This window comes from Actinospineispora acaciae DSM 45401 (genome assembly GCF_000620785.1).
GTDB classification, from domain to species: Bacteria; Actinomycetota; Actinomycetes; order Mycobacteriales; family Pseudonocardiaceae; genus Pseudonocardia; species Pseudonocardia acaciae.
Map to the genome: position 1 here is coordinate 1,038,448 of NZ_JIAI01000001.1, position 18,777 is coordinate 1,057,224.

Consider the following 18,777-nt stretch of genomic DNA (forward strand, 5'->3'; position numbering starts at 1 on the left):
CAGTGCGGGAGCCTATCCGTCCGACTCGGCCGGCCGCAAGGCAATTCACCAGCGACTATTGACAGCTCCACCGCGCGGACTGTACGAATCTTCTCGCCTCAACTGGTTGAACCAGTTGCCAGTTACGCCGACGGAAGGAGCGTCGATGTCCGACGCCGAGCCCTTCATCGACCCTCGGGTCACCGCCCTGCTGGTGATCGACATGCAGAACGGTTTCTGTCATCCGGACAGCCGGATGGAGCGCTCCGGCGTCGGGGTCATCCACCAGCGGGCCATCGTCCCCAGGGTGCTGGAGCTGGTCGCCCTGGCGCACGAACGGCGCATCCCCGTGCTCTGGTCCCAGCAGGTGCACCTGCCCAGCGACGTCACCCGCCGGCGCCGCCGGATCCCCTCCCACCAGTCCAAGCAGCGCTGGACGCCGTGCCTGCGCGGCAGCTGGGAGGTGGACTTCATCGACGAGGTGCGCCCGCACATCCACGACCAGGACTTCGTGGTGACCAAGCACCGCGCCTCGATGTTCTTCGAGACCACCCTGGACGCCGAGCTGCGCATGCTCGGCATCGAACAGGTGCTGGTCAGCGGCACCACCACGGCGTTCTGCGTGGAGACCACGATCCGCGACGCCTACTACCGGGACTTCGACGTGATCGCCGTCGAGGACGCCATCGCCGACCCCCGCCCGGCCTTCCACGCGGACACCATGGCCAAGGTGGAGACCTTCTTCGGGGTGGTCACCACCGTGGCCGAGCTGCCGAAGCTGATCGTTCCGGGGGTGAGCGGCGCGGCCGAGGCGCCGGTGCTGGACGACGTGCTGGCCGAGGCCCAGCCGGCATGACCAGGGTCGACCCGCGCACGTTCGAGATCCTGCGCCACCGGCTGTGGTACATCAACGACGAGGGCGCGCTGACCATCAGCCGGGTGTCCGGCTCGCCGGTGGCCACCGAGGTGTTCGACATGAACACCGGGCTGATGACCGCCGAGGGCGAGCTGGTCTACATCGACAACTTCATCTGCGCGCAGGCCACCACGCTGGCCTCGCTGGTCGCCCACCTGCGCGCGGAGTACGCGGACAACCCCGGGTTCGCTCCGGGCGACGTGTTCCTGTGCAACGACCCGTACGTCTCGGTCTGCCACCAGACGTGCGTGCAGGTCGCGGCGCCGATCTTTTACGACGGCGAGCTGGTGGCCTGGACCGGCGCCTCGCTGCACGCCATCGACACCGGCGGGCCGACCGCCGGGCAGGTTCAGCTGGACGCGGCGGACATCCACGGCGAACAGCCGCTGTTCGGGCCGGTGAAGGTGGTGGATGGCGGGCGGTTCCGACACGACGTGGAGCGGACGTACCTGAAGAACTCCCGGCTGCCCGACCTGCTCGCGCTGGACCTGCGCGCCAAGGTGGCGGCGGTGGAGGTGATCCGGCGGCGGCTGGCCGAGACGTTCGCGGAGTTCGGCGCGCGCACGGTGCTGGACGCGATGGCCGACATGATCGACCACTCCGAGCGGCGGCTGCGTTCCCGACTGCGGGAACTGCCGGACGGGGTGTGGCGGCATCGCGGCTACATCGAGTTCGGTGACGAGGTCTACCGGTGCCAGGTGGAGCTGGCCAAGCGCGGCGAGCGGCTGGTCTTCGACTTCGGGGACACGTCCGAGCAGGCGCCCGCAGTGATCAACTGCACCGAGCACGGGCTGGCCGGTGGGGTGCTGGCCAGCGTGCTGGTGTCGCTGTGCTGGGACATCCCGTGGTCGCCGGGCGCGGTGCGGCGGGTCGTCGAGATCAGGTCCAGGCCGGGCACCGTGGTGCACGCCCGGTGGCCGGCCGGGGTGTCCAAGGCGACCACCACCGGCATCTGGGAGGTGCGCAACCTGGCCAGCGCGGCGATCGCCAAGATGCTGGCCGGCAGCGAGCGGCACCGGGGCCGGGCGATGGCCGGCTGGCAGGGCGTCAAGGCGCTGGAGGAGCTGTTCGGCACCGACGACGCCGGGCGGGCGTTCGGCGGCCCGCTGCTGGACGGCATGGCCGGCGGCGGGGGCGCGCTGCCGGACCGGGACGGCATCGACACCGGCGGGCACACCAGCTCGCTGCGGGCCACCATCGCCAACGTCGAGAGCTACGAGTTCCGCTACCCGATCCTGTACCTGTACCGGCGCCAGACGGTGGACTCGGGCGGGCCCGGCACGTTCCGGGGCGGCGCCGGGGTCAGCCTGATGTACACCGCGCACGGCGCGCGCCGCATCGACACCAAGATCCTGCACACGTTCGGCGTGGAGCAGCCCGAGTCGCCGGGGCTGTGCGGCGGCTACCCGTCGACCACCAACCAGTTCGCGCTGCGCCGCGACACCGACCTGCGGGAGCGGTTCGCCGCCGGCGAGCTGCCCGGCGAGCTGGACGAGGTCGGCGGTGCGCTGGAGGTGCACGGCGCCTACGCGGCCACCTCGATGAGCGACAGGGACGTGTACCGGGCGGTGTCCATGGGCGGCGGCGGGTACGGCGACCCGATCGGGCGCGACCCGGAGCGGGTGCTCGACGACATCGACCGGATGCTGGTCAGCGTCGAGTGGGCGGCGCGGGTGTACGGCGTGGTGGTGCGCGATGGCCGGGTGGACGCCGAGGCCACCGCCGCCCGCCGGGCGGAGATCCGCGCCGAACGCGCGGCGGCCGCCGCCGGCCCGATGGATCCGGGGCACGGCCGCGACGGTGGGGCCTGGGACGGGGCCCGCGACGGGCTGCGGCTGTCCGAAACGCTGTTCTACGACGGCCCGGTGTACCGCACGGCCGCCGGCTACATCCTGGGGCCGGCCGACCGGCCGTGGCACCGGCTGGCCGCGATCGGCCGGTTCCCGGTGCAACGGATCGGGCCCGAGGTGAACCCGCACCGGGTCAACGGGGAGCGGTTCGAGCTGCGCGAGCTGTACTGCCCGGGCACCTTCGCGCTGCTGGACGTGGAGATCGCCCGGGTCGGCGACCCGCTGTTGGACGGCGCCGCCCGCATCCTGGAGGGGACCCGATGAGCTACACGGTCGCGGTGGACAGCGGCGGGACGTTCAGCGACTGCGTGGCGCTGAGCGACACCGGCGTGCTGACCAGGGCCAAGGCCCCGTCGACGCCGCCGGACTTCGAGCGTGGCGTGCTGGACGCGGTCGCCGAGGTCGCCGCGAAGTTGGGGCTGGCCCGGGAGGAGCTGCTCGCTTCCACTGAGGTGTTCGCGCACGGCACCACGGTGGCCACCAACGTGCTGATCACCCGCACCGGGGCGAAGACGGCGCTGCTCACCACCAAGGGCCACGAGGACGCGATCATCATCGGCCGGACCGTGCAGAAGGTGGCCGGGCTGAGCGAGGACGAGATCATCGACGTGGCCCGGCTGAGCAAGGCCGACCCGCTGGTCCCCCGCCGCCGCATCCTCGGACTGGCCGAGCGGGTGGACCGGGCCGGCGAGGTCGTGGTGCCGCTGCGCCCGGAGCGGCTGGACGGGCTGGCCGAGCGGCTGCGCGCCGAGGGTGTCGAGTCGGTGGCGGTCAGCCTGCTCTGGTCGTTCCTCAACCCGGCGCACGAACGGCTGGTCCGCTCGCTGCTCGAAGCCGAGGACGGGCCGTTCGTCACGCTGTCCAGCGAGCTGGCCCCCGTGCTGCGGGAGTACGAGCGGACGTCGACCACGGTGCTCAACGCGTACCTCACCCCGGCGGTGAGCCGCTACCTGGGCCGGATGCGCGACGGGCTGCGCGCGGCCGGGCATCGCGGCGCGGTCACCGTGATGCACTCGGCGGGCGGGGTGTCCTCCGTGGACGAGGCCGGGCGGCGCGGGGTGTCGCTGCTGTCGTCCGGGCCGGCCGGCGGGATGCTGGCCACCCGGATGCTGGCGCGCCGGCTCGGGCTGGACCCGGTGCTGGCCACCGACGTCGGCGGCACCAGCTTCGACGTCGGGCTGGTGATCGGCGGCGAGCCGTCGTACGCCGAGACGCCGGTGTACGACAAGTACCCGGTCACGCTGCCCACCATCGACGTCCCGTCGGTCGGCGCGGGCGGCGGCTCGATCGGCTGGGTGGAGCCGGACACCGGGGTGCTGCGGGTGGGGCCGCGCAGCGCGGGGGCTCGCCCCGGGCCGGCCTGCTACGGCGCGGGCGGCACCGAGCCGACGGTCACCGACGCGAACGTGGTGCTCGGGCGGATCGACCCCGAGCGGTTCCTCGGCGGGCGGATGCCGCTGGACGCGGCGCGGGCGCACGCGGCGGTGGCCGAGGCGCTGGCCAAGCCGCTCGGCATGGCCGTCGAGCAGGCGGCGGCGGCCATGATTGACATCGTGGACGCGCAGATGGCCGACCTGGTCCGGCGGGTCACGGTGGCCAGGGGCCTGGATCCGTCCGGGTTCGCGGTGTTCGCCTACGGCGGGGCGGCCGGGCTGCACGCGGACGCCTACGCCAGCCGGCTGGGCTGCCGGGAGGTCGTCATCCCGCGCGCGGCGGCGGTGTTCTCGGCGTTGGGGATCGCGTCCAGCGACGTCAAGCGGGTGGAGCTGGTGTCGGACCCGGCGCCGGCCCCGTTCGACCTGGACCGCTGGCGGGGGCACTTCGACAGGTTGTCGGCCCGGCTGCGGGACGGGATGGCTTCGGAGGGGCTGCCGGTCGCGTCGATGCACCTCCGCCGGGCCGTGGACCTGCAGTTCCGGGGGCAGGTGCACGCGGTGCGGGTGCCGGTCGAGCCGGAGGACCTGTCGCGGGCGGACGGCGGCGAGGCGGTGATCGACCGGTTCACCGAGCTGTACGAGGCGCGCTACGGCGCCGGCACCGCGTACCGGGCGGCCGGCGTGGAGGCCATGGTGTTCAGCGTGGAGGCGACGGCGGCGCTGCCGGTGCCGGCGCTGGACCATCTGGACGACGAGGGCGGCGACCCGGCGGCGGCGCGGGTGCGCGAGCGGCCGGTGTACCTCGGTGACGTCACGCCCGAGTCGGTGCCGGTCTATGCGGCGGACCTGCTGCGTCCCGGACACCGGGTGGACGGCCCGCTGCTCGTGGAGTCGGAGGACACCACCGTGCTGGTCCGCGCGGGTCACGAGCTGTGGGTCGACGGGCTGCTCAACCTGCGCATCGACCTCACGGGGGCCGGCGGATGAGCCCGCGCCTGGGTGTGGCCCTCGCGCCGGAGGGGCCGCTGGACGAGCTGGTGGCCACCGCGGCCGCCGCCGAGCGGCTCGGGTACGACAGCGTCTGGGTGAACGACGACAGGCTGCAGAAGGACCTGTTCGGGGTGCTCGCCGCGATGGCCGGCGCCACCTCGACGGTCCGCCTCGGCCCCGGCGTGACCAACCCGTACAGCCGCCACCCCGCGCTGCTGGCCGCCGCCATCGCCACCCTGGACGAGCTGTCCGGCGGGCGGGCCGTGCTCGGGCTGGGCGCCGGCGGCACCAACCACCGCGCGCTGGGCATCGAGCGCCGTGCCCCGGCCACCGCGCTGCGCGAGGCGATCACCGTGGTCCGCGGGCTGCTCGCCGGTGACGAGGTGACGCTCGACGGCACCGTGGTCAGCGCCCGTCACGCCCGGCTGGACTTCACCCCGGCGCGGGCGTCCGTACCGATCTACGTGGGCGCCCGAGGCCCGAAGATGCTGCGCACGGCCGGCGAGCTGGCCGACGGCGTGATCATCGGGAACCTGGCCTCGCCGGCGGGCTGGCGGCGGGCGCTGGCCCACGTCCAGGCCGGATGTGTCGGGCCGGCGCCGGCGCTCACCGCCTGGGTGGCCTGCGCGGTCGACCCGGACGGCGCGGCGGCGCGGGACGCGGTGCGGCCGATGGTGGCCACCTCGCTGGTCACCAGCCGCGCGGTGCTGCCCGAGCTGGGCATCACGGCGCCGTCGGCGTTCGTCCGGGCGATGGACCGGCACGGCTGGTCGACGGAGCGGGACGCGGTGCGCGCGGCCGGCGCGGACCTGCCGGCGGAGACCATCGCGGAGTTCGCCATCGCCGGCACCCCTGCCGAGTGCCGCGAGCGGGCGGCCGCGCTGCTCGCGGAGGTGCCGGCCATCGGCGAGCTGGTGCTGCTGCCGTTCCCGGTGCCCGGCCGGTCCCCGGTGGAGCTGCTGCGCCGGTTCAGTGAGGACGTGATGGAGGTGACCGGCGTTGGCTGAGTCGCTGCTGCTCACCGAGGCACGCTCCGCCCAGGGCGAGAAGGTGGACGTGCGCCTCGCCGCCGGCCGGATCGCGGAGCTGGCCGCCCACCTGGCCCCACGCGACGGCGAGGAGGTTACCGATCTCGCCGGCCGGCTGCTGCTGCCCGCGCCCGCCGAGCCGCACGCCCACCTGGACAAGGCGTTCAGCGCCGCCGAGGTGCCCAACCCGACGGGCGACCTGCCCGGCGCGGTGGCCGCCTGGCGGGAGCACCGGCGCACCCTGCGCCCGGACGTGCTGGCCGAGCGGGCCAGGGCCGCCGCGCACGCCGGGCTGGCCAGGGGCGCCACCGCGATCCGCAGCCACGTGGACGTCCATCCCGACATCGGGCTGGCCGCGGTGGACGCGCTGCTGGCCCTGCGCGCCGAGCTGTCCGACGCGCTGGACCTGCAGCTCTGCGCGATGGCCTACCCGCTGGCCGGCCCGGCGGGCGCCGCCAACCGCCGGCTGGTGGCGGCCGCCCTGGACCGGGGCGTCGACCTGGTCGGCGGCGCCCCGCACATCGGTGGCGACGACCCGCACGCGGAGACCCAGGCGTGCCTGGAACTGGCCCGCGCCGCCGGCCGAGGCGTCGACCTGCACACCGACGAGCACCTGCGCACCACCTGCGACCTGCGCATCCTGGCCCGGCTGGCGCACGGCTTCCCACACCCGGTGACGGCCAGCCACTGCGTCAGCCTGGGCGGGCTGCCCGAGCAGGTGCAGCGCGAGGTGGCCGGTGAGACCGCGGCCGCCGGCGTCGCGGTGATCTGCTGCCCGCAGACCAACCTGTACCTGCAGGGCCGCGAGCACCCGGTGGGGATGCCCCGGGCGCTGACCGCGCTGCGGGTGCTGGAGCGGGCCGGCGTGCTGGTCGCGGCCGGCGGGGACAACACCCAGGACCCGTTCAACCCGATCGGCCGGGGCGACCCGCTGGAAACGGCGGCGCTGCTGGTCGCCGCCGGACACCTCGCCCCCGATCCGGCCTACGACTACGTCAGCAACCGGGCCCGTGCCGCGATGGGCCTGGAGGCGGTGGCGCTGCGTCCGGGCGCGCCGGCCGAGCTGCTCGCCATCGCGGCGGGTTCGGTCCGCGAGGCGATCGCAACCTGCACCGAGGACCGCATCGCGATCCACCGCGGCCGGGTCGTGGCCAGCACCAGGGTTCTGCGCCAGCTCGCGCCACTACCGGGGGACGAGCCGTGACGCGCGTCGTGTCACCGCCCCGGCTGGCCCCGTTCGGCGCGCCGACGCCGACCTGCCCCAACCCCGGCGAGCACATCACCGCCGTGCGCGGCGACCGGGGCGACGCGCAGTGGCCGGCCCAGTCCCGCTCCGAGCTGGTCGCCCGGCACGGCGTGGTGACCAGCAGCCACCCGATCGCCTCGCAGGCCGGCCTGCGCATGCTCCAGCTCGGCGGCACCGCCGCGGACGCGGCCATCGCCACCTGCGCCGCGCTCGGCGTGCTCGAACCGGAGAGCGCCGGCCTCGGCTCCGACCTGGTAGCGCTCTACCACGACCCGGCGGCCGGGCTGGTCACGCTGGACGCCACCGGCCCCGCGCCGGCGGCATGGACACCGGAGTACTTCGCCCGTGCCAACCACACCGAGATGCCCCGGACCGGGCCGGACTCGGTGACGGTGCCCGGGGCGGTGCGGGGCTGGGCCGAGCTGCACGGGCGGTTCGGCCGGCTGGACTTTGCCCGGCTGCTCGAACCCGCGATCGAGCTGGCCCTGGACGGGTTCGGCGTCAGCGAGCTGGTGCACCGCGACTGGCAGGCCAGCGCCGACATCCTGCGCGCCGACCCGGACTCGGCGGCGACCTTCCTGGTGGACGGCCAGGCGCCGGAGCTGTACTCGGTGGTCCGCAACCCCGGCCTGGCCCGCGCGCTGCGCCTGCTGCAAGGTGACGGACCCGACGCGTTCTACTCCGGCCCGATCGGCCGGGCGCTGGCGGACAAGGTGCGCGCGGCAGGCGGCGCCCTGACCCTGGACGACCTCGGCGGCTACCGCGCCCGCTGGGCCGAGCCGCTGTCCGTCGACTACCGCGGCTACCAGGTGTGTCAGGCCCCGCCGAGCACGCAGGGGTTCGCGGTGCTGGAGATGCTCGCCATCCTGCGGGCCGGCGCCCGGGAGCGGGGCTTCGACCTGGCCGCGCTCGGCCCCCGCGACCCCCGGTTCTGGCACCTGCTCATCGAGACCAAGAAGCTCGCGTTCGCCGACCTGCATGCCCACGGCGCCGACCCCGACCTCACCGACGTCCCCGTGCCCGAGCTGCTCTCCGACGAGCACGCCACCCGCCTGTGCCACCGCATCGACCCCGACCGCGCCGCCTCACCGGCCACCCGGACCAGCCACGACGGCGGCACTGTCTACCTCGCGGCGGCCGACCGCCGGGGCGCCATGGTGTCGTTCATCGCCAGCGCCGCCAACGGCACGTTCGGCTCCGGGCTGACGGTGCCCGGCCACGGGTTCGCCCTGCACAGCCGGGGCATGCTGTTCTCCCTGCGGCCCGGCCACCCCAACCGGGTCGCGCCGGGCAAGCGCCCGTTCACCACGATCATCCCGGGGTTCGTGCTCCGCGACGGGCTCCCGGTGCTGGCGTTCGGCAACATGGGCGGGCACATGCAGCCGCAGGCCCAGGTCACCGAGCTGGTCAACATGATCGACCTGGGGATGAACCCGCAGGCCGCCGGCGACGCCGCCCGGTTCCTGCACGACCAGGCCACCAACCGGGTCGAGCTGGAGTCCGAGCTGTACCGGCTGGTCGGGCGCGAGCTGGCCACCATGGGCCACGACGTGCACCCGGCCAACGGCGCGGCCATGGGCGGCTACCAGGCCATCCACTTCACCCCGGTGCATGGCGTGTACCGGGCCGCCGCCGACCACCGCAAGGACGGCGCCGCCGTCGGTTGGTAGCACGAGTAACCAGGAGGCACGCATGCTCCACCGTTGGGGGTTCGTCTACCTCTCCCCCGGCACGGACCCGACGCGGACCGTCGCGGACTCCGGCGATCGCGTCGCCGTGCTGGTCGGGGTCCCGACCGTCGAGGACGCCCCGGCGGCGGCGCGCGCACTGGTCACCGAGGGGGCGCAGCTGGTCGAGCTGTGCGGCGGGTTCGGACCCGTCCACACCGCCCGGGTCATCGAGGCCATCGACGACGCGGTCCCGGTCGGCGCCGTCTCGTACGGCCCGGAGGCCACCGACCGGCTCCACGAGATCTTCGGGGGGTGACGATGCGCGCGAGCACCTTCTCGATCGTCGGCTGCGACCTGGACCGGCGGGAATGGGGCGTGGCGATCGCCTCGAAGTTCCTGGCCGTCGGCGCGCTGTGCGCCTGGGTGCAGGCCGAGGTGGGCGCGGTGGCCACCCAGTCGTTCATCCGGGCCGCGCACGGCCCGCACGGGCTGCGCCTCCTCGCCGAGGGCACGGACGCCGAGCGCGCCCGCGACCTGCTGCTGGCCGGCGACGAGGCCCCCGAGCAGCGCCAGCTCGGCCTGGTCGACGCACGCGGCCGAGCGGCCACCTTCACCGGCGCGGGCTGCCTGGACTGGGCCGGCGGCAGGGTCGGCCCGTGCTACGCCGCGCAGGGCAACATGCTCGTCTCCGAGGCCACCGTGGACGCGCTGGCCACCACATTCGAGGCCGAGGAAGGCCAGCTCGCGGACCGGCTGCTCGCCGCCCTCGAGGCCGGCCAGGCGGCCGGCGGGGACCGGCGCGGACAGCAGGCGGCGGCGCTGCTGGTGGCGCGCGGTGGCGGCGGCTACGGCGGCGCGGACGTCGCCGTCGACCTGCGGGTGGACGACCACCCGACCCCGGTCGCCGAGCTGCGCCGGCTGTACGGCCTGCACGGGCTCTACTTCGGCACCACCCCGGACTCCGAGTGGCTCCAGGTGGACGACGTCCTGCGCGCCGAGCTGGCCGAACGGCTGGCGCGCGCCGGCCACCGCACCGGCGACCTGGACACCGACCTCGCCACCTGGGCGGGCATCGAGAACCTGGAGGAACGCGTGCACGGAACCGACCGCATCGACCCGGTGGTGCTCGCCTCACTCCGGGAGGCCACCGATGCCCACTGACGACGACATCCAGGAGATCCGCCGCCTGCACCGCGAGTGGTGGGCCTCCAACCGGGGCCTGGACGTGGACCGGATGCGGGCCTGCTTCGCCCCCGACTACCTGATGTGGAACCTCAACGGCCACCCGTACTTCGGGCTGGCCGAGAAAGAGGCGCTGTTCCGCCACTACCAAGGGCGGCTGACCCCCACCGAGCCGCCGAGCCTGTGGGACGTCCGGGTCAGCGTCGACCACGACATGGCGTACCTGACCTCGGAAGGCGTGCTCGCGGTGGTGGCCGCCGGCGAGGGCACCGGCTCGGCCACCCTCGACGCCGTCGCCCCGCTCTACCCCCGCGACGGCGACACGGTGCACGTCAGGTTCCGGGAGACCACGGTGTTCCGCCGCGACGACGGCGCCGGCAACCGCCGCTGGAAGATCTGGCACTTCCACTGCTCGCCGCTCGCCCCGGCCGACGAGCCCCGCCCCGGCTTCGGCGACGCCGCCGACCAACGCCCACACGACCCGGCCGAACCCATGACCTGACGACCCCGCCTTTCGGTCCTTCAACGGAGAGGATGACCATGGCGATACCCCCTGCCCAAAAAACGGGCTTCTCGGACGACTATTCGTTACGGGTTCTGCCCGAGAGCGAGATAAAACCGACGCGTGACATCGCCCTGGTACGAATGGGGTTCACGGTCTCCATCACCGATCTCGTGTTCGGCTACACGCTCGGCACCTACTTCTCGTTCACCACCGCCATCGTCATCTCGTTCGTCTACTCGGCAATCGTCTCCCTGGTGTCGATCCCGATGGGAATCATCGGCGTCCGGGAACGGGTCTCGTTCGCGCTCAGCTCGCGGTTCGCCTTCGGCACCCTGGGGAGCAAGCTCCCCTCGCTGATAATGGCCGCCATTCTCACCGGCTTCTACGGATACGTCCTCGGCCTGATCATCTCGATCCTGCCGCACTCCGACGGCTCCCTCGGGCGGCTGGGCTACGGCATCGGGCTCGGCGTGGTCTTCCTGGTCATCTCGGGGCTGGGGCTGCACCGGGGGCTGCGCTGGATCGGCCGGATCGGCATTCCCCTGATGATCGTTCTGGTGCTGCTGGCCAACATCGTGGTGCTGGTGAAGGTCGGCGGCATCGGCGCGATCGCCTCGGCGCGGCCCCAGCACGCCGGCGAGATGACCGTCGCCGCGATGATCGGCCTAGGCACGGCGAAGTGGCTGGCCGGCGCCGCCATCACCCCCGACCTGCTGCGGTTCGGCAAGGACGGCAGGGCCGCGGTGGTGACCACGCTGGCGGAGTTCCTGGGCGGCAACTTCGTGTTCAACGTGCTCGGCCTGGTGCTGGGGCTCGGCCTGGGCACCACCGACCTCGGCGCGGCGTTCGCGGTCATCAACCTGGCCTGGCTGGCGGTGCTCGCCTTCCTCGCGCAGAGCATCGCCGGGCAGGTCAACCTGCTCTACGCGGCCAGCCTCACGGTCAGCAACATCGCGAACATCCGGCGCACCGTCACGAACGTCGCCGTGGGCGTCCTCGGCATCGCCATCGCCTACCTCGGCCTCGAACAGGGAATCCTGCACAGTTTCCTGTCGTTCATCAACTACCTCGGATACGCGCTGCCCGCGATTCCGGCGATTATCCTGGCCGACTACTTCGTGGTGCAGCGGATGCACTACCCCGGAGGGCTCGACGGCCTTCCCGCCGTGAACTGGCGGGCGATCGCCGCGTTCGTCATCACGGTGATCCTGAACGTCATTCTCGGGGTCTACTTCGACGACTCGCTGTGGCATTCGCTGCCGCTGATCGGGATCGGCGTCTACCTGCTGTTGTCCATACGCCAGTTGAGAGGATGACCATGGCAATCCTGCACGCCGGCATTTCCACCTTCCTGCAGGCCCCGCACGTGCCTCCGAACCGGGACGCGCTGCGACGTGCCGGCGCGGACACCGCGATCCTCGGCCTGCCCTACGACAGCACCACCGTGACCCGCCCCGGCGCCAGCCACGGCCCGAGGGCGATGCGGGACGCCTCCGCGCACTTCTCCTTCGGCGGCGGCTACCACTTCGACTACGACGTGCACCTGCCCGAGCACCTCACCCTGGTGGACTGCGGCGACGTGGACGGGGCCGCCGGGCGAGCCCAGGAGACGGTGGAGCGCACCGAGCGCGCGCTGGACGAGCTGTACGCCGCCGGCTGCTTCCCGGTGCTGCTCGGCGGCGACAACATGACCACGATCCCGGGCGCGCGGGCGCTGGCCAGGCACCTGGACGGCCGGATGGGTTTCGTCATGTTCGACACCCACCTGGACACCGCGCCGGACATCGACGGTGAGCCGCTCTCGCACTGCTCGCCGGTGCACCGGGTGCTGGACCTGCCGAGCGTGGCCGGCCACAACGTGGTGCTCATCGGCATCCACGGCGCGGCCAACCCGAAGTACGAGAAGGACATCGCCGACGAGCACGGCGTGCGGGTGTTCACCGTGCGCGACGTGGACCGCCTCGGCATCGACGAGGTGGCCCGCCGCGCGCTGGCGGCCGCCGCCGACGGCACCGACGGCATCTACCTGTCCATCGACATCGACGTGCTCGACGGCGCCTTCGCCCAGGGCACCTGCGGCCCCGAGATCGGCGGGCTCACCGGCCGCGAGCTGGTGCGCGCGCTGGAGATCGTCGCGTCCGGGCCGGTGGCCGCCGCCGAGTGCGTGGAGGTGGCGCCGATCTACGACCCGACCGGCAACACCGCCCGGGTCGGCGCCCGGCTGGTCGTGGACATCCTGGCCGCCCGCGCCCGCCGCCTGGCCGGCGAGGACCGATCGTGAACCGGCTCCCGCCCTGGGTCTGGGCGATGGCGTTCGTCGAGCTGGCCGTCGGCGTCATCGAGGGCTTCCTGCCGCCGCTGCTGCCTGCCCTCGGCCGGCTGCACCAGATCGGACCCGGCCCGCTCGCCTGGGTGGTCACCACCGCGCTGCTCGCCTCCGCGGTGTTCGTACCGATCCTGACCAAGCTCGGCGACATCTACGGCCACCGGCGGCTGCTGCGGGTCTGCGTGGCCGTCGACGTGCTCGGCACGCTGTTGATGGCGCTCGCCCCGAGCTTCGGTGTGCTGCTGCTGGCCAGGGTGCTGATGGCCCCGATGCAGGCCTGCCTGCCGCTGGAGATCGCGATCACCCGGGGCCTGCCGCGCGGCGAGGACGTGCGCCGGGGCATCGGGCTGCTCGCCGGGTCCCTGATGGGCGGGCTCGCGCTGGGCCGGGTGCTCGCCGGCTACATCCAGGGCCTGACCGGCAGCGTCCAGCTCACCCTGCTGGTCCTGCCGCTGCTGGTGCTGCTCAGCCTGGCCGCGGTGTTCGTGCTCGTCCCGGAGACCACCGAGCGCGCCGCCCGCCGCATCGACGGGCTGGGCTTCGCCGGGCTGGCCGCCGCGCTGCTCCTGCTGGAGCTGGGCCTCTCGCAGATCAAGGCGGCCGGTTGGGCGTCGGTGATCGTGCTGGCGCCGATCATCGCGGCGGTGGTGCTGGTGCTGCCGCTGTGGGGCTGGTGGGAGCTGCGCACCCCGGAGCCGGCGGTCGACCTGCGGATGCTGGGCCGCCGCGCGATGTGGCCGCTGCAACTGGCCGGCATGCTGTTCGCCGCCTCCCTGTTCAACGGCCACACCGCGCACGCGCTGTTCCTGGCCGGCGACCCGGGCGTGACCGGCTACGGCATGAAGCTCACCCCCGCCCAGGTCGGCCTGACCCTGTTGCCGGACACGCTCGTGGCCATCGTCGCCGCCGTGTGCACCGCGCGGATCGCCCGGCGGATCGGCCTGCGCTGGACGGTCAGCGGCGGCGCGCTGTTCCTGGCCGGCGGCTACGGCCTGCTCTGCCTGGTCCCGACCCAGCCCTGGCAGTTCGCCGTGATCAGCGGCGTCTACGGGGTCGGCAACGGCTTGCTCTCCAGCGGCCTGCCCACCCTCGTCGCCGAGCGCTCCCCCGCCGGGCACGTCGGCATCACCACCGGCATGTACAACACCCTGCGCACCGTCGGCGGCGGTTTCGCCGGCGGCCTGTTCGCCGTGATCCTCAGCAACGTCCTGATCACCGGCGGTCCGCACCTGCCGTCCGTAACCGCATACCAACTCATCTGGGCCACCTGCGCCCTAGCCGCCGCCCTCACCGCCGCCCTAATCCTGGCCACCACGGGCGCCCAGACCACCGCCCCCACCGCCCGCGAGTCGGGGCTTTTGTCAGGGTGAGTCGGGAGTTCTGACAGGGCCGATCGGGTGAGTCACGACCACGTCCCGGCCTGCCAAAATCCGCGACTCACCCTGACGGAATCCCCGACTCGCGGAGGGGTTAGCGCGCGAGGCAGGTGCGGAGGCCGGCCTGTAGGGCGGACTGGTTCAGGTCGCGGCCGATGGCCACCACCTTGGTGCGGCGGGGGGTCGAGCTCCAGGCCGTGCCTGGGTGGACGTCGACGATGTGGTGGATGCCCTGGAGGACGAGGCGTCGGTCGTCGCCGGCTACGGCGATCACGCCCTTGAGCCGGTACAGGTCGTCGCCTCGGGCGTGGACGAATCCGGCCAGCCATGCGTCGAACGCGGACCTGTCCAGCTCGCCGTCAAGCTCGACGGCGACCGAGGCGAGCGTCGGGTCGTGCGGGTGCTCGAACTCGGGTTCGCTGGAGTTCTGGAACGCGCCGACGCCGAGGATCCGGGACAGGTCGATCCGGGCGTAGCTGGAGGTCAGCATCTCCGCGGTGGCGTTGATGCCGCGCATCCGGTCGGTGACCGCGCGCGCCTCGCCCGCCCCGACCAGGTCCACCTTGTTGACCACTATGCGGTCGGCGAAGGCGATCTGGTCGAACACCTGCCGGCCGACGCCGTTGTGGTCCACCTCGTCGAGGTGGGCGTCGACGTGCTTGGCGTCCACCAGGGTGACGATCGCGTCCAGCTCGAAGCGGGCGGCGATCTCGTCGTCGACGAAGAACGTCTGCGCGACCGGGTTCGGGTCGGCCATGCCGCTGGTCTCGATGAGGATTCTGTCCACCGGCTCGGGGCGTTCCAGCAGGGACCGCAGGATCTCGATGAGGTCGGTGCGGGCGGTGCAGCACAGGCAGCAGCCGTTGCTCATCTCGATGATCTTCTCGTCGCCGCCGAGCACCAGGTCGTTGTCGATCGGGATGTCGCCGAACTCGTTCTCGATGACGGCGATCCGGTGGCCGTGCCGGGCGGTGAGGATGTGGTTGACCAGGGTGGTCTTGCCCGAGCCCAGGAAGCCGGTCAGGACGGTCACCGGGATCTTTTCGGCGGTCGCGGTCACGCTGATTCTCCTTCGGAGAGTAGGACGCGGGCGGCGGCTCGCGCGGCGGTGGAGACGACGATGCGGGTGCCGTGGAAGTCCGGGCCCCGGGTGGCGTCCAGGCCCATCCGCGAGGTGGTGCCGTCGCCGCCGGAGGACGGGTCCAGCGGGGAGCCGGGCAGGCCGTCCACGGTGAACAGGTCTCGGTGCGGCTGGAAGTGCGTGGCCAGCGCCCACAGCACGTCCGCGTCGCGGGTGAGGTCCACGTCGTGGTCCACCGCGACCGCCGTCTTCACGTACGGGTCCCAGCCGAGCAGCGCCAGCAGCACCTGGCGGGCCTGCCCCTGGCGTTGTTGGCGCAGCGCCACGTACGCGTGGAAGTGGGTCCCGGACGTCGGGTAGTGCAGCGCCGTCACGTCCGGGAACCGGGCCTTGATCTTCTCCGCCAGCTCCGCCTCCCGGGGGATCCGGGCCAGGTTCAGGTGCTCGGCGGTGTTGCCGCCCACCACGTCGACGAGCATCGGCTCGCGGCGGCGCATGATCGTCTCCACCCGGAGGACGTTGTTGGTGGAGCGGTCGGAGGAGTAGCCGGAGAACTCCCCGAACGGCCCCTCCTCGGCGCGCGCGGCCGGGTCGATGGTGCCTTCCAGCACGAAGTCCGACCAGGCCGGCACCGCGATCCCGTGCGCGGGGGTGCGCACCACCTCCAGCGGCTCGCCGAACAGGCCGCCCGCGATGGCCCGCTCGTCGACCTGGTAGCCGACCCGGGCGGAGGCGGCGAGCATGAACAGCGGGTGCCCGCCGACGACCATGGCCACCGGCATCGGCCGGTCGCGCTCGGCGTAGCGCCCGAGCATCCGCCACAGGTCGCCGCGCGAGTGCAGGCTGGTAGCCAGCTCGGTGCGGGAGTGCGCCATCGCGCGGTGGTAGCTCAGGTTGCCGACGCCGCTGTCCGGGTCCTCGGCGACGATGATGCCGCTGGTGATGTACGGCGCGCGGTCGCCGGCGAAGTGGCGCAACATCGGCACCGCGCCCAGGTCGACGTCCGCGCCCGAGACCACCACCTCGCACGCGGGGCCGTCGTCGACGACCGCCGGCGGCAGCGGGCGCTCGGCCCGTTGCTGGTAGGCCTCGTGCAGCCGGCTCGCGTCCACCCCGAACAGCCGGGCGACCCGCTCGCGGGAGGCGAACACGTTGCTCAGCACCGGGACGTCCAGTCCGGCCACCTTCCGGCACCACAGCATGTCGTGGCGCCCGCGCTCGGCCAGCTCGTAGATCAGGCCGGTGATGCCCTCGTCCGCCGCGACCGGGCCGTCCACGACCAGCACGTCGTCGGAATGTTCGGCGAGGTAGTCGCGAAGGAAGGCGTGCGGGTCCTGCCGTGCGGACATCAGGCGGCTCCTCGCCAGCGGCGGTACAGGTCGTGGGCGATGCCGAACTGGTCGAGCACCTTCCCGCTCAGGTGCCCGAGCAGGTCGTCGATCTCGGTCGGCCGCTGGTAGAACGCGGGCGTGGGCGGCAGCACGGTGGCCCCGGCCTCGGTCACGGCCACCATGTTGCGCAGGTGCACCAGGCTCAGCGGCGTCTCCCGGGTGACCAGCACCAGCCGCCGGCGCTCCTTGAGGGTGACGTCGGCGGCGCGGTTCAACAGGTCGTCGCCGTAGCCGTGCGCGATCCCGGCCAGGGTCTTCATCGAGCACGGCACCACGACCATGCCGATCGTCGGGAACGACCCGGACGCGATGCTGGCCGCGATGTCGCCGCGCCGGTGGTGCACGTCGGCGAGCTCGGCGACCTGTGACGGCGTCAGCCCGGTCTCCAGCTCGATCGTCCGGTGCGCCGCCCGCGAGATCACCAGGTGGGTCTCGACGCCGCCCAGCGCGCGCAGCGAGCGCAACAGGTGGATGCCCAGCTGCGGCGCGCTGGCCCCGGTGATGCCGACCACCAGCCGGTTCATCCGTGGCTCCCGGCGACGGCGGGGCTCTCCGGGCGGTCCCGCACCGCCACGTGGAAGACCAGGTTGAGCACGACGGCGACGATCGTCCCGGTCGCGACGCCGCTCTTGAAGAACGTCTGCGTCACCGCCGGCATCTGGGCGTAGAAGTTCGGCGCCACGGCCGGGATGAGGCCGACGCCCAGCGAGAGCATGACGATGAGCAGGTTCCCCGGCCGGGTGAAGTCGACCTTGGACAGCAGGTGCATGCCGGACACGGCGAGCGCGGAGAAGGTGGCCACGGCGGCCGCGCCGACCACGGGCTGCGGGATGGCCGCGACCACCCGGCCGACCGGCTGGACGACCCCGAGCACGATCAGGATCCCGCCGCCGACGGCCACCGGGTACCGGCTGCGCACCCCGGTCAGCGCGATCAGCCCGATGTTCTGCCCGAACGTGGTGTAGGCGAACCCGCCGAACACCCCGCTCAGGGCGGTCAGCAGCCCGTCCACCCGCAGCAACCCGGCGATGTCCCGGGGCCCGGCCGGCTTGCCGACCACCTCGCCGACCGCCAGCCCCTGCCCGGAGCCCTCGACCATCAGCACGAACACGATGATCAGGAACAGCAGGATGGACGGGACGTGGAACCGAAGCTCGCCCAGGTGCAGCGGCGAGATCATCGCCACGATAGGGCCGGAGCCCACCTGCGCCAGGCTGCCCAGCCCCAACACCCAACCGGCGATCGCGCCGAGCACGATCGCCAGCAGGATCGACAGCTGGCCGAGCAGGCCCCTGAACACCCGGTAGAACAGCGCCATCAGCGCGATCGTGAAGGTGGCCAAACCGAGCTTGCCCAGGTCGCCGTAGCCGGGCGCCGCCGGGTCCGGCCCGGCGATCAGCCGCAGCCCGACCGGGATCAGCGTCAACCCGATCAAGGTGATCACCGTGCCGGTGACCACCGCCGGGAACAGCCGCAGCAGCCGGCTGAACAGCGGCGCCACCAGCATCCACACCACGCCCGCGACCAGCAGCGAGCCGTAGACGGTGCCCATCCCCTGGCTCTGGCCGACCAGGACCATCGGCACGATGCCGTTGGACGCCGCCCCGACCACCAGCGGCATCCGGATCCCGAACTTCCACAGCCCCAGCGCCTGCAGCAGGGTGCCGATGCCGGCCAGCACCAGGTCGATGCTGACCAGGGCGGCGACCTGCTCGGAGCCCAGCCCGAGCCCGGCCCCGACCACGATCGGCACCACCACGACCCCGGCGTACATGACCAGCACGTGCTGGAAGCCCAACAGGAAGGTGGCGCCGAGCGGCAGCCGCTGGTCGACGGATGTTTCCCGATGCTGAACCATGTT

Annotated in this window: 16 protein-coding genes; 12 read left to right on the forward strand and 4 right to left on the reverse strand. The window is 73.1% G+C overall.

From position 1 onward, the window contains the following. The first annotated feature begins 145 nt into the window (after window positions 1–145). Genes N912_RS49585 through N912_RS0105130 form a run of 12 tightly spaced genes read left to right on the forward strand, consistent with a single transcriptional unit; the run spans window position 146 to window position 14,438 of the window. A complete protein-coding gene (locus N912_RS49585; protein WP_051579663.1) occupies window positions 146–835 on the forward strand; it encodes a cysteine hydrolase family protein in 690 nt (229 codons plus the stop codon). Next, on the forward strand, window positions 832–3,009 hold the full coding sequence (locus N912_RS49590; RefSeq protein WP_051579665.1) for a hydantoinase B/oxoprolinase family protein: 2,178 nt from the start codon (window positions 832–834) through the stop codon (window positions 3,007–3,009). The genes N912_RS49585 and N912_RS49590 overlap by 4 nt, the downstream gene beginning before the upstream one ends. Beyond that, a complete protein-coding gene (locus N912_RS0105085; protein ID WP_028921585.1) occupies window positions 3,006–5,108 on the forward strand; it encodes a hydantoinase/oxoprolinase family protein in 2,103 nt (700 codons plus the stop codon). Before N912_RS49590 ends, N912_RS0105085 begins: the two co-directional genes overlap by 4 nt. Further along, window positions 5,105–6,118 (forward strand): LLM class flavin-dependent oxidoreductase, encoded by a 1,014-nt coding sequence (locus tag N912_RS49595; protein WP_051579667.1) that lies wholly within the window; start codon window positions 5,105–5,107, stop codon window positions 6,116–6,118. The genes N912_RS0105085 and N912_RS49595 overlap by 4 nt, the downstream gene beginning before the upstream one ends. After that, window positions 6,111–7,343 carry an amidohydrolase family protein gene (locus N912_RS0105095; protein ID WP_028921586.1) on the forward strand — a complete coding sequence of 411 codons (1,233 nt, stop codon included), beginning with the start codon at window positions 6,111–6,113 and terminating at the stop codon, window positions 7,341–7,343. Before N912_RS49595 ends, N912_RS0105095 begins: the two co-directional genes overlap by 8 nt. After that, on the forward strand, window positions 7,340–9,055 hold the full coding sequence (locus tag N912_RS0105100) for a gamma-glutamyltransferase family protein (RefSeq protein ID WP_051579668.1): 1,716 nt from the start codon (window positions 7,340–7,342) through the stop codon (window positions 9,053–9,055). The genes N912_RS0105095 and N912_RS0105100 overlap by 4 nt, the downstream gene beginning before the upstream one ends. Before the next feature lie 22 nt (window positions 9,056–9,077). Further along, window positions 9,078–9,371 carry a DUF6506 family protein gene (locus N912_RS0105105; protein ID WP_028921588.1) on the forward strand — a complete coding sequence of 98 codons (294 nt, stop codon included), beginning with the start codon at window positions 9,078–9,080 and terminating at the stop codon, window positions 9,369–9,371. A 2-nt stretch (window positions 9,372–9,373) separates the two neighbouring features. After that, a complete protein-coding gene (locus N912_RS0105110) occupies window positions 9,374–10,216 on the forward strand; it encodes a DUF1028 domain-containing protein (RefSeq protein ID WP_028921589.1) in 843 nt (280 codons plus the stop codon). Continuing rightward, the gene (locus N912_RS49600) at window positions 10,206–10,739 is read left to right on the forward strand and encodes a YybH family protein (RefSeq protein ID WP_051579669.1); all 534 of its coding nucleotides are present in this window, start codon (window positions 10,206–10,208) and stop codon (window positions 10,737–10,739) included. Before N912_RS0105110 ends, N912_RS49600 begins: the two co-directional genes overlap by 11 nt. Before the next feature lie 38 nt (window positions 10,740–10,777). Further along, window positions 10,778–12,058, forward strand: coding sequence for a purine-cytosine permease family protein (locus N912_RS0105120; protein WP_281176230.1), 1,281 nt, complete (start codon window positions 10,778–10,780; stop codon window positions 12,056–12,058). Beyond that, window positions 12,055–13,023: an agmatinase family protein gene (locus N912_RS49605; protein ID WP_084210595.1), complete on the forward strand. Its 969-nt coding sequence runs from the start codon at window positions 12,055–12,057 to the stop codon at window positions 13,021–13,023. Before N912_RS0105120 ends, N912_RS49605 begins: the two co-directional genes overlap by 4 nt. Further along, a complete protein-coding gene (locus N912_RS0105130) occupies window positions 13,020–14,438 on the forward strand; it encodes an MFS transporter (RefSeq protein ID WP_028921591.1) in 1,419 nt (472 codons plus the stop codon). Before N912_RS49605 ends, N912_RS0105130 begins: the two co-directional genes overlap by 4 nt. A gap of 100 nt (window positions 14,439–14,538) precedes the next feature. Here N912_RS0105130 and N912_RS0105135 read toward each other — a convergent pair whose 3' ends face one another. From N912_RS0105135 to N912_RS0105150, 4 genes are read right to left on the reverse strand one after another with little or no spacing between them, the layout of a single operon-like run. Next, entirely contained in the window at window positions 14,539–15,504 is a 966-nt protein-coding gene (locus N912_RS0105135; protein ID WP_211261130.1) for a CobW family GTP-binding protein, read from the reverse strand. Beyond that, window positions 15,501–16,874: a UbiD family decarboxylase gene (locus N912_RS0105140; protein WP_037062818.1), complete on the reverse strand. Its 1,374-nt coding sequence runs from the start codon at window positions 16,872–16,874 to the stop codon at window positions 15,501–15,503. The genes N912_RS0105135 and N912_RS0105140 overlap by 4 nt, the downstream gene beginning before the upstream one ends. Further along, the gene (locus N912_RS0105145; RefSeq protein WP_037062819.1) at window positions 16,874–17,440 is read right to left on the reverse strand and encodes a UbiX family flavin prenyltransferase; all 567 of its coding nucleotides are present in this window, start codon (window positions 17,438–17,440) and stop codon (window positions 16,874–16,876) included. Before N912_RS0105145 ends, N912_RS0105140 begins: the two co-directional genes overlap by 1 nt. Then, complete coding sequence (locus N912_RS0105150) at window positions 17,437–18,774, reverse strand: nucleobase:cation symporter-2 family protein (RefSeq protein ID WP_028921595.1); 1,338 nt, start codon at window positions 18,772–18,774, stop codon at window positions 17,437–17,439. Before N912_RS0105150 ends, N912_RS0105145 begins: the two co-directional genes overlap by 4 nt. Window positions 18,775–18,777 lie beyond the last annotated feature (3 nt).